Source organism: Bradyrhizobium sp. 35 (genome assembly GCF_023073215.1).
In the GTDB taxonomy this organism is placed as follows: Bacteria; Pseudomonadota; Alphaproteobacteria; order Rhizobiales; family Xanthobacteraceae; genus Bradyrhizobium; species Bradyrhizobium canariense_D.
Genome location: NZ_JADPJC010000017.1, coordinates 282,602 through 296,983, shown reverse-complemented (window position 1 = coordinate 296,983; position 14,382 = coordinate 282,602). Strand labels below are relative to the sequence as shown.

The window sequence follows — 14,382 nt, the reverse complement described above, 5'->3', positions numbered from 1 at the left end:
ATGTAGGACGGCGAAGCCGGCGCAGCCGTCGGCTTCATTCGGCAAGCGGATCGAGCGAGTGGGGCCTCGGCGGCTCACGCGCGAAGCGTGAACCGCCATGGCACATACCCGGCTCAGGTTCGCATGAAGCCTTCGCACTCGCCTTCGGCCCAGGCGAGCGCGGTTTCCAACTTCTCTCCTTGCGCAAAGCGCAGCGCCATCTTGGTCAGCGTCGCCTGGAAGTAGATCTGCTGGGCGATCTTCGGCGGCGCCGGAGACGCGGCGATCGACATCGTCTGCTGCTTGTAGGGATCCGGATAGTGGAAGAGCGTGCCCTTCGGCGGCCCTTCCTCGGCCCAGGTCTTGAACTTCGTCATGTTCGCGTAGGCCGGGAGATCGTACCCGCCGCTTGCCGCGACGAACTTCTCGATCGCCGCCGGCGAGGACAGGTGAACAAGCAAGCTCTTGGCCGCTTCCTTGTTCTTGCCAAAGGCCCAGACGCCCCAGAAGTACGGCAGGAAGGGCGCAAAACGTCCCTTCGGACCGGACGGGAAGCCGTGCGTCCAGCACTGTTCGGCGACTTGCGGTGCGTCGCGCTTGGCGACCGCCCAGGCACTCGGCGGATTCAGGATCATCGCCCCGCGGCCCGAGATCAGCCATTTGTTGTTGGAGGCATCGTCCCAGGACGGCGCGTCGGTGGGCAGGACGGCGATCAGCTTCTTGTAGAATTCGAGCGCCTGCCGCACTGCATCGGTCTTGACGGTGATATCGCCCTTGGCGTTGACGAGCTCGGCGCCGAACGACTGGAAGATCGCGCCGGCGGTGTCGACGCTGTCGGTGGTCTCGCCGAGACCGATGCCGAAGGGGAAGCCGGCCTTGTGGCAGGCCTCGGCCGCCTTCAGGAACGTCTCCATGGTCCAGTTGTCTGCTTTCGGCGGAGCGCCGACTGGATACATCTCCTGCACGTCGATGCCGGCGTGTTTCTTCATGAGATCTATGCGGGAGCAGGGGCCCTTGATCTGGCTTCCCGGCGTCGCGGGCACTGCGAGCCATTTGCCGCCCGACCGCCCGAGATATTTGACGGTGTCGTTCACCTCGCCGTTCTGCTTGATGAGCGGCTCCATGACGTCGTTGAGCGGTTCGAGATTCTCGGAATAGGCGTGCGGCCACCAGCTCGGCATCTGGAGAATGTCGTGACCGGACTTGGCCTGGGCTTCGGCCGCTGCCGTCAGCTCGATCTTCTTGTTGTTGCTGGTGATGTAGTCGATCGAGACTTCGACCTTCTCCTTCTCGCCCCATTCCTTGACGAGCGCGGTGGAGGCATCGTTGGCGCCGGGCACCCAGTGGTCCCAGAAGCCGATCGAGAGCTTGCCGGCGGCGTAAGCGCCTCGGACATAGGGCGCCGTGATCAGCGCCGCGGAGGACATTGCAGTGGCAGCCACAAATTGACGTCGCGTCAGTGTCTTGCGTGACATCTCGTTTCCTCGCTTGGGTGTTTTATTGTTCTGGCGTTCCTCTGAACTCTTCCGAGTTCTGCTTTTGATTTTCTTTTCGAAAGTTTCTTGTTCGACGTTTCTTGTTGATGCCGTCGGCTTCGAAGGCAAATTGGTAGCGCGATCAGATCATGATTGATTGCGTCTGTCGAGAAAACCGAACGGCTTGCGCCTAGAACTAACGTTGTGTCCGGGAACGCGGCAGCGCCCTCGACCTCATGCGCGGACCATGAACCACGGCCGGTTGTTTTGCGACGCACACTTGGCGCTGGCGCACCCGACCGACATGTGCGCAATTACGCCGCAGTTTCCAAGGAGCCTGCATAAGCACCTCGCGGCAAACACTTTTCGGGCGTGGATAGCATTTGTCGGCGCCTAGACCTCGAAGCGGTGAAAACGATAGAGTTGCAGCTGGCGGGTGGTTCTCATCCCCAAGAGCCTAATCAGATCGAGATGGAGACCAGAATGATCAACCCGGCGCCGCCCGCGCGGCTTTACCTGCGACGATGGTTCGCGCTGGGGTCCGTTTTCGTGTTGCTGCTCGGCGCAGCCGCGGTGGCGAACGCTCAAGGCCTGGTCAAAGGGGTTCAGGAAGGAGCGGCGGCCGGGAACAAGGCGGCGGGTCCGGTCGGCGGTGTGCTCGGCGGCGCGATCGGCGGTGTGGTCGGTGTGTTCACCGGCGTGCTCGGCGTTGGCAATAATGGCAATCAGGCGCCTGCCGCCAGAGATCCGAGCAAGGATGCAAGCAAGGATGCGGCCAAGGACGCCAAGCAGGGCGCCGGCAAGGACAAAGATGCCAAGAGCGCCAAGGCGGGCAAGGGCGCCAAGGCGAGCAAGGAGGCGAAGAACGCGCCGCAGGACAAGGATGTCACGGTCCTCACCCAGACCGGCGCGCCGCAATTGACCGCCGACCAGATCGTCACGAACAGCGACTCCTATATCGAGCGGATCAAGACCGAGCTGAACCTCACGCCCGAGCAGGAGAAGCACTGGTACGGTTTCTCGAGCGCCATGCACTACCTCGGGCATAACGGTGCCGAGCGGCTCAACCTGCGGGTTGCGCGCGCCAAGCGGGATCCTCCCGACGACATCGTCGAGCAGATGCGCAACGAGGCCCAATTCCTGATCGACCGCGCTGCCGACCAGCGCAATGTCGCCGACGCCGCCGAGCCCCTCTATTCGAGCCTCGATGACAAACAAAAGCAGGTGTTCGTGCAGGAGATGGTGCGGCTCAGCCACGAACGAGGATTGGATTGATCAAGTGGAATCGGATCGGGCGCGTCGAATTAACGGACCCCGCCACGAATTCGTGAATGCTCTTCGCAATTCGGTTATGATTAGCTTGGGAAGCTGATGGGCGGGGTTGATATGGCGGACGGACTCTCCGTTTTCCTGGTCGAAGACGAGACGTTGATCCGGATGATGATGACGGACATGGTGGAGGAACTCGGCCACCACGTCATCGCGGAAGCGGATAATGTTCGGGACGCCAGCGCTTTCGCCATGACCGCGCAGTACGATCTTGCGATCCTCGACATCAATCTCAAGGGCCTCTACGTCGATCCGGTCGCCGATCTGATCGAGCGTCGCGGGAAGCCGTTTTTGTTCGCCACGGGCTACGGTCCGGAGCTGCTGCCGTCCTTGCTCAGGCGCCGGCCGATCCTGCGCAAGCCGATTTCGATCGATCAGCTCAAGGCGATGATCGATTCGATGTTTCCGGAAGCGGCAGCGAAGACGCCGAACTGAGACCAAAATGAAAATGGCCGCCCATCAGGGGCGGCCATTTCGCGACGGAATTCGTCGCGGCTTCACATCAGGCCGGCGCCGAGATCGATGCCGCGCGCCATCAGGCCGAACGAGGCGACCAGGCCCGTGCAGCAAAACAGCAAGATGGTCTTGAACGAAGAAAACGAAGAATCAGCCAAACGCGTTTCGCTGGTGGCCGGCATCGCGGCGATCGAAATCATGCTCATGTTCATTCCCCCCTTTGTTGCCCCTGAATTGGATCAGGCCGGGAACTCCTAGAGCAAAAAGTTTGACGCGAGCTTTCGAGGGATCGTTAACGAAATCGCAATCGATACCGCATTTTCGGGCACTGAAGTGCGATCACGCGTTTCAGTGGCGCCCGTTCTTCAGCACCGTGGCGATGGTGTGGGCCGTCATGGCGGCGCGGTCCGAAGCGCGCTGGGCTGCGAGGCGGTCACGCGCCTTTTCCTCGATCAAGAGCTCGATCAGGGCCAGCCGCTTGCCCTCGTCGTCCGCCTCGAGCAGCAGGCGGTGATAGCGGTGATAGTCGAAACCCAGATCCTGCTTACGCATGTCACGCCCCCGCAACTACGCCACACACAAGCTAGGATTGTTTCTCATCCGGGACGTGCGCGCAAGCACGATCCCGCGTCGCGCGCGCGTGCCGCGCAATCAGCTGTGCATGACTGGAACCCGCGGACGGAGGCGCGCGCCGTTTAAGGCTGGTTGTGCTCCGCGAACATCGTCAGGCCGAGGAAACTCGCATCAGGTTTCGTGACCAGTCTGGTCGGGATGTCGCGCAGATAGTCCTGGAAGCGTCCCTTGGCTTCGAAGCGCGCCCGGAATGCGGAGGCTGCAAGGAAGTCGGGAAAGCGCGGCACGATTCCGCCGGCGATATAAACGCCGCCGCGTGCGCCGAAGGTCACCGCGAGATTGCCCGCGACCGAGCCGAGGATGGCGCAAAACATCTCCAGCGTCTTGCGGCTGAGCTCGCAACTGCCTTCCAGGGCGGCCTTCGTGATGGCAGCAGCATCGCGATGCGGCACCTGAGCGCCTTCCACCTCGGCCAGCGCCTCGTACAGGCTTTGCAGGCCGGAACCGGACAACGCGCCGCGCTCGATGGAGACATGGCCGAGGCGTCGGCGCAAGCACGCGATCACGCGTTCCTCGCGCTCGTCCTCCGCCGGCAGGGTCGCGTGGCCCGCCTCGGTGACGACGGCCAGCCGTGAGCCGTGGCGCTCGACCAGGCAGGACACGCCAAAGCCGGTTCCGGGTCCGACCACCAGCAACGGCTCTCCGGGAAGGCCATCCTGTCCGCCGAGCGGGATCAGGTCGGCGGGCTGCAGGGCGGGCAGGGACCAGGCCACCACCTCGAAATCGTTAAGAACATGGACGCTGTCGAAGCCGAGGGCCGGCTGAAGCTCGTTGCCGTCGATGACCCATGGGCTGTTGGTCATGACGCAGCGGTTGTTGGTCACCGGTCCTGCGACGGCCAGCACGGCCCTTGGGGGCGGTTGGCCGTGGCAGCGACGCGCGAGAACATCGGCAATGGCTTCCCGGACGGTCGGGAAGTCTGCCACTTTGACGTAGTCGATCGGTCCGGTCTGATCGCCCTGACTGAGCGCGAAGCGCGCATTGGTGCCGCCGATATCGGCGAGAAGAATCTGTCCTGTCTTGCCGATGGTCATGTGCGTATGGCTGCCGCAGCCTTTCCGGCTGCGGGAACCGCTTCCTCCGCTCTATCCGATCGCAAGACGCGAACGGCTGTCAGAATCCGTCCCCGGGTGGATCTAGTCAACACGCATCAGCCCAAACCGTTGCATCCCGGGACCGACGGGGCGCATTCGCGCAGATCGCCGCACCTTCTCGTTGGTTGCGAAGCAGCCCGGGAAGATCGACACTGCAGACGTGCCTTCGGCGCCGCTCGCGCGGATGGCCTGGAATGGACCTTGCGATGAAGATTTCCGACCGCGACGTGCTGCTGGTCATCGACGTGCAGAACGATTTTTGCACGGGCGGGGCGCTCGCCGTGCCCGGCGGCGAGAAGGTCGTCCCCGCCATCAATCGGATCGCCCAAAAATTCGCCAATGTGGTGCTGACCCAGGACTGGCATCCCCGCGATCATGTCTCCTTTGCGCCGAACCATGCGGGCAAACAGCCGTTCCAGACCATCGTGCTCGACTACGGCGTCCAGGTGCTGTGGCCGAGCCATTGCGTGCAGGGCACCGCAGGCGCCGAATTTCATCGCGATCTCGACGTCACCCGCGCAAATCTGGTGGTGCGGAAGGGATTTCGGCGCGGCATCGATTCCTATTCGGCGCTGTTCGAGAACGACAGGACAACGCCGACCGGCCTGCTCGGATATTTGCGCGAACGCGAGTTGAACACCGTCTTCGTCGCCGGCCTCGCGTTCGACTTCTGCGTTCGCTTCTCGGCGGACGATGCCCGCAAGGCCGGGTTCGAGGTCGCCGTCATCGAGGACGCCTGCCGCGGCATCGATCTCGACGGCTCGGTGGCCGCGACCCATCAGAGTTTTCGCGAGCGCGGTATTTCGCTCGTCAGCTTCGAGGCCTTCCTGTGAGGACCGTGGGATAGCCATGGCGGAGAAGACCGGCAAACAGCTGCGCGCACCGGAGCCGGTCCCGGATGACCCGCTGCTGTGGCCGTTCGCTGCGGCGCGGATTGCCATGGACGCCTGCTTTGGATGGCTCGAGCGCGGCCCGTCGGAGCTGGCCGACAGCAGCCTGCCTTGGACCACGCCCAACTCCGTCGCGCTGGAGCTTGCGACCATGCGCCTGCGTAATTGCGCGCGGACGGGGGCCGGCCAGCCGGCACTGGTCTGCGCGCCCTATGCGCTGCACCGGGCCCTGATCGCCGACTTCGCGCCCGGCCACAGCGTTGTGCAGTCCCTGCAAAATGGCGGCATCGACCGGGTCTATCTCACCGACTGGCGCTCGGCCGCACCCGACATGCGCTATCTCTCGATCGACAGCTATCTCGGTGATCTCAACGTCGCCATCGACGAAATCGGCGCGCCGGTCGATCTCGTCGGCCTGTGCCAGGGTGGCTGGCTCTCGCTGCTCTATGCGGCGCGCTTTCCCGCCAAGGTGCGGCGGCTGGTACTGGCTGGCGCGCCCGTCGACCTCTCCATTGACTCCAGGCTGTCGCAGCTCGCCCGCAACGCGCCGGAGATGGTCTACGACCAGCTCGTCGCCCGCGGCGGCGGCAATGTCAGCGGCGAAGAGATGCTGCGGCTCTGGTCGAAGGCACCGAGCCGCGACGACATCGCGACGGCGCTGCAGAGCGACCTCTCCGGCGAGGACGGTGCGGCGCTGCTGGCACGCTTCGAGCGCTGGAATGCCGAGCCCCTCAATCTGCCCGGCACCTATTATCTCGAGATCGTCAACTGGATTTTCCGGGAGAACCGGATCGCGCGCGGCCAGTTCACGGCACTCGGCCGCGGGATTGATCTGAAGGACGTCAAGGCGCCGGTCTTCCTTTTGGCCGGACTCGATGACGACGTCGTGCCGGCTGCGCAGGCGCTCGCCACCGCCGGCTTGCTCGGCACACCGCCGGCGTTCATTGCGGCGGCCTCCCAGCCCAGCAACCATCTTGGCCTGTTCATGGGCGCGCGGACCCACGCCCATGCCTGGCCCCGGATCGCCGAGTGGCTGCGCGACGATCTGCCCGGCATGCTGGCGCGCAGAGCCTGAGACTGCCTCAAGGGCACGGCCGGGCAGCGAAGCTGCAAATCCGTTATGCATGCCGTTGAATGGCCTGCACGGGGCCATGTCGATGGGTTAAATGGAGTCCAGAGCCGGCGGAGGCCGGTCGCGACGAGACAAAGGGACTGTGCTCGATGAGTTTCCACTCGATCTATGCCCACGGATTTGCGCGCGTGGCGGCCTGCGTCACCACCTCTCATGTGGCTGATCCCACGGCCAACGCAGCTGCGGTTCTGGCGGCGGCGAAGGACTGCCACGCGCAGTCGGTGGCGGTTGCCGTGTTCCCCGAGCTCTGCCTGTCCGGCTATGCAATCGAAGATCTCGTGAAGCAGGATCCGCTGCTCGATGCGGTCGAGCGCGGGCTTGTGACCATCGTCGAGGCATCCTCGTCCCTGATGACCGTCCTGATCGTTGGCGCGCCGCTGCGCTTTGGCAATCGGATCTACAATTGCGCGGTCGTCATCCATCGCGGCAAGATCCTCGGCGTGGTGCCCAAGAGCTACCTGCCGACCTATCGCGAATTCTACGAGGGGCGGCATTTCGCCTCCGGCGCCGGCATCGTCGGAGAGATGGTCGCCTTTGGCGGGCTGCATGCCCCGTTCGGCGTCGACCTCCTGTTCGCAGCCGAGGACGTTCCGGGCCTGACCATCGGCGTCGAGATCTGCGAGGACATGTGGATCCCGGTAACGCCGGCCTCCGAGCTCGCGCTTGCGGGCGCGAGCGTGCTGATCAATCTCTCGGGCAGCCCGATCACGATCGGCCGCGCCCGCTCGCGCGCGCTCTTGTGCCAATCGACGTCGGCCCGCTGCCTCGCGGCTTACGTCTATTCCGCGGCCGGGGCAGGGGAATCGACCACGGATTTGGCCTGGGACGGCCAGACCTCGATCTACGAGAACGGCGTGCTGCTGGCCGAGGGCGAGCGGTTCCGCCAGGGCGGCCAGATCACGCTGGCCGACGTCGATCTCGACCTGCTCAGGCAGGAACGCGCGCTGATGGGTACGTTCGACGACAATCGCCGGCAGCGCGAAGCCTTCTTCCGAAAAGTCGGCTTCGCCCTGAAGGCGCCGGCCGCCGATATCGGCTTCCTGCGCAAGGTCGAGCGCTTTCCGTTCGTGCCGAGCGACGAGAGCCTGCTCGAGCAGGACTGCTATGAGGCCTACAACATTCAGGTCGCGGGCCTCGTCCAGCGCATGCGTGCGACCGGTACCAAGCGCGTCGTTATCGGCGTCTCGGGCGGACTCGATTCCACCCATGCTTTGATCGTCGCCGCCAAGGCCGTCGACCTTCTTGGCCTGCCGCGAGAGAACATTCTCGCCTACACCATGCCGGGCTTTGCCACCGGCAGCGACAGCAAGACCAATGCGCTGGCGCTGATGAAGGCGTTGCAGACGAGTTGGCAGGAGCTCGACATTCGCACCACGGCGACGCAGATGTTGAAGGACATCGGCCATCCCTTCGGCAAGGGCGAGAAGGTCTACGACGTCACATTCGAGAATGTGCAGGCGGGTCTGCGCACGGACTATCTGTTCCGGCTCGCCAACCATCATGGCGGCCTCGTGATTGGCACCGGCGATCTCTCCGAGCTCGCGCTTGGCTGGTGCACCTACGGCGTCGGCGACCAGATGGCGCACTATAACGTCAATGCCGGGGTGCCGAAGACGCTGATCCAGCATCTGATCCGCTGGGTGATTGCTTCCAAGCAGTTCAGCGACGACGTCAACCAAACGCTTGGATCGATCCTGTCGGCCGAAATCTCGCCGGAGCTGGTTCCGGCTGAGCCGGGCGAGAAGCCGCAGAGCACGGAAGCTTCGGTCGGCCCCTACGAGCTCCAGGATTTCAACCTGTTCTACACGCTGCGGTTCGGCATGCGGCCGTCCAAGATCGCGTTCATGGCGCTGCAGGCGTGGAAGGACGTCGCCGAGGGCGAGTGGCCGCCGGCATTTCCGACCGACAAGCGCAAGGCCTACGATCTCAAGGAAATACGCCGCTGGCTGGAGGTGTTCTTGCGCCGCTTCTTCGCTTTCAGCCAGTTCAAGCGCTCGGCGATGCCGAACGGACCCAAGGTTTCGGCCGGCGGCTCGTTGTCGCCGCGCGGCGACTGGCGTGCGCCGTCGGATTCGAGCGCTGCGGCGTGGCTAGAAGATCTCGAGCGGAATGTGCCGGTTTGAACGGGAGATGAGCGATGTCGGCCGGCGATGGGCCCGAGCAGGGCGGCAACCCACAGAAGGTCCTCAACGGCCTCAACATCTTTGAGATCGAGATGCGCGACGGCAAGCGCGGCCAGGCCAAAGGCGTCGTCGTGCTCTGCGATGGCCGCATCATGGGCGGCGACAGCTATTTCTACTACACCGGCAGCTACACCTTCCGGAACGGGAAATGGCGCGGCGACATGACCGTCAATCAGCACACCGAGGCCGTCGGCAAGCCGCTCGCGTTCGGCGGCAGGGAAGTGACCTGCGGCTTTTCCGGCGACTATTCCGCCGACGGCGCCGAAGTCGAAGGCATGGCGCTGGTTGGCAAGACCAGCGTGACATTCACGGCGCGGCTCACGCTGAAGGACCCGATGTGAGACCCGCGTGATCAGCCCTCGTTCCTGATCAGGAACCTTCGCACCCACAGAACGTTCGCGTCTGTCGTTGCGAATTTTCCAGGAGAGGGACCATGCGCAAGCACTTGATGTTATCGACCGCGGCTATCGGACTGATGCTTGCTTCCGGCTTCGCCTACGCCCAGGCGCCCGGTGAGCGAAGGGACGAGCCGAGACGGACCGAGGAGCCGGCGAAAGGTGCCGGGCCGCAACGCGGCGGCGCCCAAGAACGGGTTCAAGAGCGCGCGCAGGGCGCCCAGGAGCGATTGCAGGGTGCGGGCCGCGAGGAGAAGGGCGGCGCTGCCAAGCAGGACGCGAGTGACGACAAGCGCCAGCCGGCCAGTTCTGCCGAGCGCAGCCAGCCGAAGTCGAAGGATCAGGCCCAGGAATCTCGTGAGCCTTCGCGCGATCGCAACCGTGAGGCGGAGAGCCCGAAACCCGGACGCGACGGCAAGAACAGCGCCGAGACGAAGCAGGACAAGTCCGCGCCGCAGAAATCAACGGCCGAGTCCGAGAAGTCCAAGTCCGGCACGTCTGGCCAGCAGAACGAGCGCACGGGAGCTGCGGCCAACCAGAACGAGCGCAACCAGACCCAGCCGCCGCGCAACGCGGCCGAGCAGCAGCAGCCGGCGCAACAGAACAACCGACCGGCCACAGCGACCGACACGAACCGGACGGCCCCGACCAACAATGCGCAGACCGCGCCTGCCACTTCAGGCACGCAGACCAATCAAGCCAATCAGACGCCCCAGACCAACACGCAGGCCAATCAGCAGACCCAGGTGACGTCCGAGAAGCAGGTGCGGATCTCCGAAACGGTGAGCCGCGCACGCCTGGCGGAGCCGGAGCGCAATCTGAACATCTCGATCCGGGTCGGCGAGACCATTCCCTCGCGCGTGCGCCTCCACAGGCTTCCGCCCGAGATCGTCGCGATCGAGCCCGAATATCGAGATTACGAATATTTCGCGACCGGCGACGACGTCGTCATCGTGGAGCCGCGGACGCATCGCATCGTCAGCCAGGTGCCCCGCGATCCCTCACGAGCCCGCGCCCAGATGAGTGGCGGCACCTCATCGAGCATGGCGGCCGCCGGGGGCGGCAATCTGAACTGCCAGATCATGCGGCGTGACGCCTCGGGTAATGTGGCCCAGGCAGAACCCTCGACCGTAGGCTCGACCGCGCGAGCGGACTCCCTGAGCGTGACTGTCCAGATGCCCGGCGGCGGCTCATCCGCGCCGATCGCCCTCGGCGCTCCCGCGGGCAACATCGTGGTCGCGACGCAAGGGCAGGGCGACTGCACGGTGACGATCGAGCCGCAGACACGCTAGCGCCGTGTCGGCATAACGACGCCAAAACGACTTCGCGCCGCACGGCTGATCAAGCCGGCGGCGCGAAATCACGTTCAAACTAGAAAGTCCCGAGGTCCGGAGTGCCTAGGAGTCCGGACCTCGTAACCTTGCCCCAGCCTTTGATCCCCCGCCCCATGTGGTCCCCCAACCCCGTGGTGCGCGATCAGAGGGTGATGCCCTTGGAAGGCCGCCGATCGATGTCCCGCGATGTACGCGACATCGGAATAGGATTCCATTCCGGATCACTACGGATTTCATCGCGCTTGAATTTTCGCGGCGCATGCGCCTGCACGCGCGATTGCCCGAAACCAATGCAAGCGCGCGAGCGCATGTGGCCCTGATCATGCCGGCACCGGCGACCACCATCGTCGTGACCACGCTGCCGGTCTCCGTGATCGGCGACCGGCTCGATCCCGAGCTGCAATAATTCCGTCAGGGCGGGGCTTGTCCCGGCCATCCACGACCTTTCCGCATGAAGAACGTGGATGCCCGGGACAAGCCCGGGCATGACGGCTGAGACCGCCGGTGCCCACGCGCCGGGAGCAGGGGAGCCCTGTCCGGCCCAAGTTCCCGTTGCGCGCGTTCCCCCCGTGCGCTATCCGGCCGGAAAGGCCTGAGGCGGCTTCGAAATTTTGCCGCGCCCGGCCAGCCAAACCCGAGGACGGAAACCGCCATGCCAGCCTATCGCTCCCGCACCACCACCCACGGCCGCAACATGGCGGGCGCCCGCGGCCTCTGGCGCGCGACCGGCATGAAGGACGGCGATTTCGGCAAGCCGATCATCGCGGTGGTCAATTCCTTCACCCAGTTCGTGCCCGGCCACGTCCATCTCAAGGACCTCGGCCAGCTCGTCGCCCGCGAGATCGAGCAGGCCGGCGGCGTGGCGAAGGAGTTCAACACCATCGCGGTCGACGACGGCATCGCCATGGGCCATGACGGCATGCTCTACAGCCTGCCGTCGCGCGAGCTGATCGCCGACAGCGTCGAGTACATGGTCAATGCCCATTGCGCCGACGGCATGGTCTGCATTTCGAACTGCGACAAGATCACCCCCGGCATGCTGATGGCGGCGCTGCGGCTCAACATCCCCGCCGTGTTCGTCTCGGGCGGACCGATGGAGGCCGGCAAGGTCACGCTGCAGGGCAAGACCAAGGCGGTCGACCTGATCGATGCCATGGTCGCAGCCGCCGACTCCAAGGTCAGCGACGAGGACGTCAAGGTGATCGAGCGCTCGGCGTGCCCGACCTGCGGCTCGTGCTCGGGCATGTTCACGGCCAATTCGATGAACTGCCTCACTGAAGCCCTTGGCCTTGCGCTCCCCGGCAACGGCACGGTGGTCGCAACCCACGCCGATCGCAAACGCTTGTTCGTCGAGGCCGGCCACACCATCGTCGATATCGTGCGCCGCCACTACGAGCAGGACGACGCTAGCGTGCTGCCGCGCAATGTCGCGAACTTCAAGGCGTTCGAGAACGCGATGACGCTCGACATCGCGATGGGCGGTTCGACCAACACGGTGCTGCATCTGCTCGCCGCCGCCCATGAAGGCGAGGTCAAGTTCACCATGCAGGATATCGACCGGCTGTCGCGCCGCGTGCCTGTCCTTTGCAAGGTCGCGCCGTCGGTTGCCGACGTGCATGTCGAGGACGTGCATCGTGCCGGCGGCATCATGGGCATCCTGGGCGAGCTCGACCGCGCCGGCCTGATCGACACGTCGGTCTCGACCGTGCACGCGCCGACCATGAGCGACGCGCTGGAGCGCTGGGACATCAAGCGCTCCAGGAGCGAGTCTGTCCGCACCTTCTTCCGGGCGTCGCCCGGCGGCATCCCGACCCAGGTCGCCTTCAGCCAGGAGCGCCGCTACGACGAGCTCGATACCGACCGCGAGAAGGGCGTGGTCCGCAACCTCGAGCACGCCTTCAGCAAGGACGGCGGCCTCGCCGTGCTCTACGGCAATCTCGCGCAGGACGGCTGCATTGTGAAGACCGCCGGCGTCGACGCCTCGATCCTGAAATTCTCCGGCCCCGCCCGCGTATTCGAAAGCCAGGACGCCGCCGTGGAAGGCATTCTAGGCGGCAAGGTCGTTGCCGGCGAGGTCGTGGTCATCATCTATGAAGGCCCGCGCGGCGGCCCCGGCATGCAGGAGATGCTGTATCCGACCAGCTACCTGAAATCGATGGGCCTCGGCAAAGCCTGCGCGCTGGTCACCGACGGACGCTTCTCGGGCGGCTCGTCGGGCCTGTCGATCGGCCATCTGTCGCCGGAAGCGGCCGAAGGCGGCAACATCGGTCTGGTCAGGACCGGCGATCGCATCGCCATCGACATCCCGAACCGCAGCATCACGCTGGAGGTCTCCGACGAGGAGCTGGCCAAGCGCCGCGCCGCGGAAGAGGCGAAGGGCGATGCCGCATGGCAGGCGATCGGCCGCAAGCGCAACGTCTCGACCGCGCTTCAGGCCTACGCCGCGCTCACCACCAGCGCCGCGCGCGGCGCGGTGCGCGAGGTGAAGCGGCGCTCGAAGTAAGTGCGTCACGTGCGGGTGTGATCGCAAGCATCACGCATCGCGCATGGTCAACAAGTTCTGAACGGCCGGCGCAAGCCGGCCGTTTGCATTAAGGATGCCCCGATGAACTTCGGCAGCTCAGAATTTTGCGGCGTATACTGCCATCGATCTTCGCAAATCCGTTTCGGGCAATTGGGGCACCACAATAATGTCTCGCACTCTCGCTGTCGTTTTCTCAACAGTCGTCGCTGCGATTTCAATGACCGGCGCGGCTTCCGCCGGCTGCTACAATTGCTACACGCCGCCGCCGTGCACGACCTGCTACCAGCAGCAATACGTGCAGCCGCAATACCGCACCGTCGACGAGACCGTGATGGTGTCGCCCGGCTCCGTCGTGGCGCACCGCGCACCGGCGCAGTACCGCACCGTGATGGTGCCGCAGACCGTGATGGTGGCGCCGCCGAGCGTCCAGTACGAGCGCATCCCGCCGCAATACGCCACGCGCCAGCGCGTCGAGATGGTCCAGCCGGGCTATTCCTATTACGCCCCGGTGCAGATGAACTGTGCCTCCTGCGGGTACTGAGCCAAGCTAGCTTACGAAGAATTCAAGCGGCGCTCCCAACGGGAGCGCCGCTTTTCTTTGCAGCCAGCAAACGAGGCCCGGAAACGGAGGCGACTCCAAACCGGGCCTCGCAACCGGCGACGCCCTGGGAGATGTCGCCAGTGTCCGGGATCGCCGAGAGGGCATAGGGTAAGGGAACAGGCTGACGCTCGCCTGACAGATCCGATGCCGGGGAAGGGGCGGGCGCCAACTTCGCGTTGCCATGCGCCGTCGACTGCGTTAAGCGACAGCAATTCCGAACTTGGAAGGGTGGCCGAGTGGTTTAAGGCACCGGTCTTGAAAACCGGCGTGCCCGCAAGGGTACCGTGGGTTCGAATCCCACCCCTTCCGCCAAAACACCAGCAAAATCAGCTACTTAGACTTGTAGATTGGCTCCAG

General features: G+C 64.6%; 13 protein-coding genes, 1 tRNA gene and 1 pseudogene. 11 read left to right on the top strand and 4 right to left on the bottom strand.

Annotation, left to right across the window (positions count from 1 at the left end):
* Positions 1 to 113: 113 nt before the first annotated feature.
* A complete protein-coding gene (locus IVB36_RS03765; protein ID WP_026233460.1) occupies positions 114 to 1,454 on the bottom strand; it encodes an extracellular solute-binding protein in 1,341 nt (446 codons plus the stop codon).
* A 483-nt stretch (positions 1,455 to 1,937) separates the two neighbouring features.
* Between IVB36_RS03765 and IVB36_RS03760 the strand changes: the two genes are divergently transcribed.
* Both IVB36_RS03760 and IVB36_RS03755 read left to right on the top strand, forming a co-directional pair.
* Positions 1,938 to 2,729, top strand: a complete 792-nt coding sequence (locus IVB36_RS03760) for a Spy/CpxP family protein refolding chaperone (RefSeq protein WP_018457899.1) — start codon at positions 1,938 to 1,940, stop codon at positions 2,727 to 2,729.
* 111 nt (positions 2,730 to 2,840) lie between these two features.
* Positions 2,841 to 3,218 (top strand): response regulator, encoded by a 378-nt coding sequence (locus IVB36_RS03755; protein WP_026233459.1) that lies wholly within the window; start codon positions 2,841 to 2,843, stop codon positions 3,216 to 3,218.
* 62 nt (positions 3,219 to 3,280) lie between these two features.
* On the opposite strand, the gene IVB36_RS03750 is transcribed toward IVB36_RS03755, so the two are convergent.
* The 3 genes from IVB36_RS03750 to glk all read right to left on the bottom strand — a co-directional run bounded on the left by IVB36_RS03750 (position 3,281) and on the right by glk (position 4,906).
* On the bottom strand, positions 3,281 to 3,439 hold the full coding sequence (locus tag IVB36_RS03750; RefSeq protein ID WP_247390704.1) for a hypothetical protein: 159 nt from the start codon (positions 3,437 to 3,439) through the stop codon (positions 3,281 to 3,283).
* Positions 3,440 to 3,587: 148 nt separating this feature from the next.
* The gene (locus tag IVB36_RS03745; protein WP_018457896.1) at positions 3,588 to 3,791 is read right to left on the bottom strand and encodes a hypothetical protein; all 204 of its coding nucleotides are present in this window, start codon (positions 3,789 to 3,791) and stop codon (positions 3,588 to 3,590) included.
* Positions 3,792 to 3,934: 143 nt separating this feature from the next.
* The gene (glk, locus tag IVB36_RS03740; RefSeq protein ID WP_204511248.1) at positions 3,935 to 4,906 is read right to left on the bottom strand and encodes a glucokinase; all 972 of its coding nucleotides are present in this window, start codon (positions 4,904 to 4,906) and stop codon (positions 3,935 to 3,937) included.
* Positions 4,907 to 5,160: 254 nt separating this feature from the next.
* Here glk and pncA point away from each other — a divergent pair, with 254 nt between their 5' ends.
* The 9 genes and pseudogenes from pncA to IVB36_RS03700 all read left to right on the top strand — a co-directional run bounded on the left by pncA (position 5,161) and on the right by IVB36_RS03700 (position 14,337).
* A complete protein-coding gene (pncA, locus tag IVB36_RS03735; RefSeq protein WP_018457894.1) occupies positions 5,161 to 5,799 on the top strand; it encodes a bifunctional nicotinamidase/pyrazinamidase in 639 nt (212 codons plus the stop codon).
* A gap of 16 nt (positions 5,800 to 5,815) precedes the next feature.
* Complete coding sequence (locus tag IVB36_RS03730; RefSeq protein WP_018457893.1) at positions 5,816 to 6,931, top strand: alpha/beta fold hydrolase; 1,116 nt, start codon at positions 5,816 to 5,818, stop codon at positions 6,929 to 6,931.
* A gap of 146 nt (positions 6,932 to 7,077) precedes the next feature.
* Complete coding sequence (locus IVB36_RS03725) at positions 7,078 to 9,111, top strand: NAD(+) synthase (protein ID WP_247390703.1); 2,034 nt, start codon at positions 7,078 to 7,080, stop codon at positions 9,109 to 9,111.
* A gap of 14 nt (positions 9,112 to 9,125) precedes the next feature.
* Positions 9,126 to 9,512 carry a GrlR family regulatory protein gene (locus IVB36_RS03720; RefSeq protein ID WP_247390702.1) on the top strand — a complete coding sequence of 129 codons (387 nt, stop codon included), beginning with the start codon at positions 9,126 to 9,128 and terminating at the stop codon, positions 9,510 to 9,512.
* 92 nt (positions 9,513 to 9,604) lie between these two features.
* The gene (locus tag IVB36_RS03715) at positions 9,605 to 10,858 is read left to right on the top strand and encodes a DUF1236 domain-containing protein (RefSeq protein WP_247390701.1); all 1,254 of its coding nucleotides are present in this window, start codon (positions 9,605 to 9,607) and stop codon (positions 10,856 to 10,858) included.
* 361 nt (positions 10,859 to 11,219) lie between these two features.
* A pseudogene (locus IVB36_RS40340) lies at positions 11,220 to 11,306 on the top strand (ABC transporter permease); the annotation flags it as partial.
* A gap of 246 nt (positions 11,307 to 11,552) precedes the next feature.
* Positions 11,553 to 13,403 (top strand): dihydroxy-acid dehydratase, encoded by a 1,851-nt coding sequence (gene ilvD, locus IVB36_RS03710; protein WP_247390700.1) that lies wholly within the window; start codon positions 11,553 to 11,555, stop codon positions 13,401 to 13,403.
* 238 nt (positions 13,404 to 13,641) lie between these two features.
* Positions 13,642 to 13,965, top strand: coding sequence for a hypothetical protein (locus IVB36_RS03705; protein ID WP_085385228.1), 324 nt, complete (start codon positions 13,642 to 13,644; stop codon positions 13,963 to 13,965).
* 282 nt (positions 13,966 to 14,247) lie between these two features.
* Positions 14,248 to 14,337, top strand: a tRNA-Ser gene (locus IVB36_RS03700).
* Positions 14,338 to 14,382: the final 45 nt, after the last annotated feature.

Excerpts from the sequence above, each read along its gene's own strand:
- IVB36_RS03720 (WP_247390702.1), top strand. The coding sequence starts at position 9,126 with ATGTCGGCCGGCGATGGGCCCGAGCAGGGCGGCAACCCACAGAAGGTC.
- IVB36_RS03725 (WP_247390703.1), top strand. The coding sequence starts at position 7,078 with ATGAGTTTCCACTCGATCTATGCCCACGGATTTGCGCGCGTGGCGGCC.
- ilvD (WP_247390700.1), top strand. The coding sequence starts at position 11,553 with ATGCCAGCCTATCGCTCCCGCACCACCACCCACGGCCGCAACATGGCG.
- pncA (WP_018457894.1), top strand. The coding sequence starts at position 5,161 with ATGGACCTTGCGATGAAGATTTCCGACCGCGACGTGCTGCTGGTCATC.
- IVB36_RS03715 (WP_247390701.1), top strand. The coding sequence starts at position 9,605 with ATGCGCAAGCACTTGATGTTATCGACCGCGGCTATCGGACTGATGCTT.
- IVB36_RS03745 (WP_018457896.1), bottom strand. The coding sequence starts at position 3,791 with ATGCGTAAGCAGGATCTGGGTTTCGACTATCACCGCTATCACCGCCTG.
- IVB36_RS03750 (WP_247390704.1), bottom strand. The coding sequence starts at position 3,439 with ATGATTTCGATCGCCGCGATGCCGGCCACCAGCGAAACGCGTTTGGCT.
- IVB36_RS03705 (WP_085385228.1), top strand. The coding sequence starts at position 13,642 with ATGACCGGCGCGGCTTCCGCCGGCTGCTACAATTGCTACACGCCGCCG.
- IVB36_RS03765 (WP_026233460.1), bottom strand. The coding sequence starts at position 1,454 with ATGTCACGCAAGACACTGACGCGACGTCAATTTGTGGCTGCCACTGCA.
- IVB36_RS03760 (WP_018457899.1), top strand. The coding sequence starts at position 1,938 with ATGATCAACCCGGCGCCGCCCGCGCGGCTTTACCTGCGACGATGGTTC.
- IVB36_RS03755 (WP_026233459.1), top strand. The coding sequence starts at position 2,841 with ATGGCGGACGGACTCTCCGTTTTCCTGGTCGAAGACGAGACGTTGATC.
- IVB36_RS03730 (WP_018457893.1), top strand. The coding sequence starts at position 5,816 with ATGGCGGAGAAGACCGGCAAACAGCTGCGCGCACCGGAGCCGGTCCCG.
- glk (WP_204511248.1), bottom strand. The coding sequence starts at position 4,906 with ATGACCATCGGCAAGACAGGACAGATTCTTCTCGCCGATATCGGCGGC.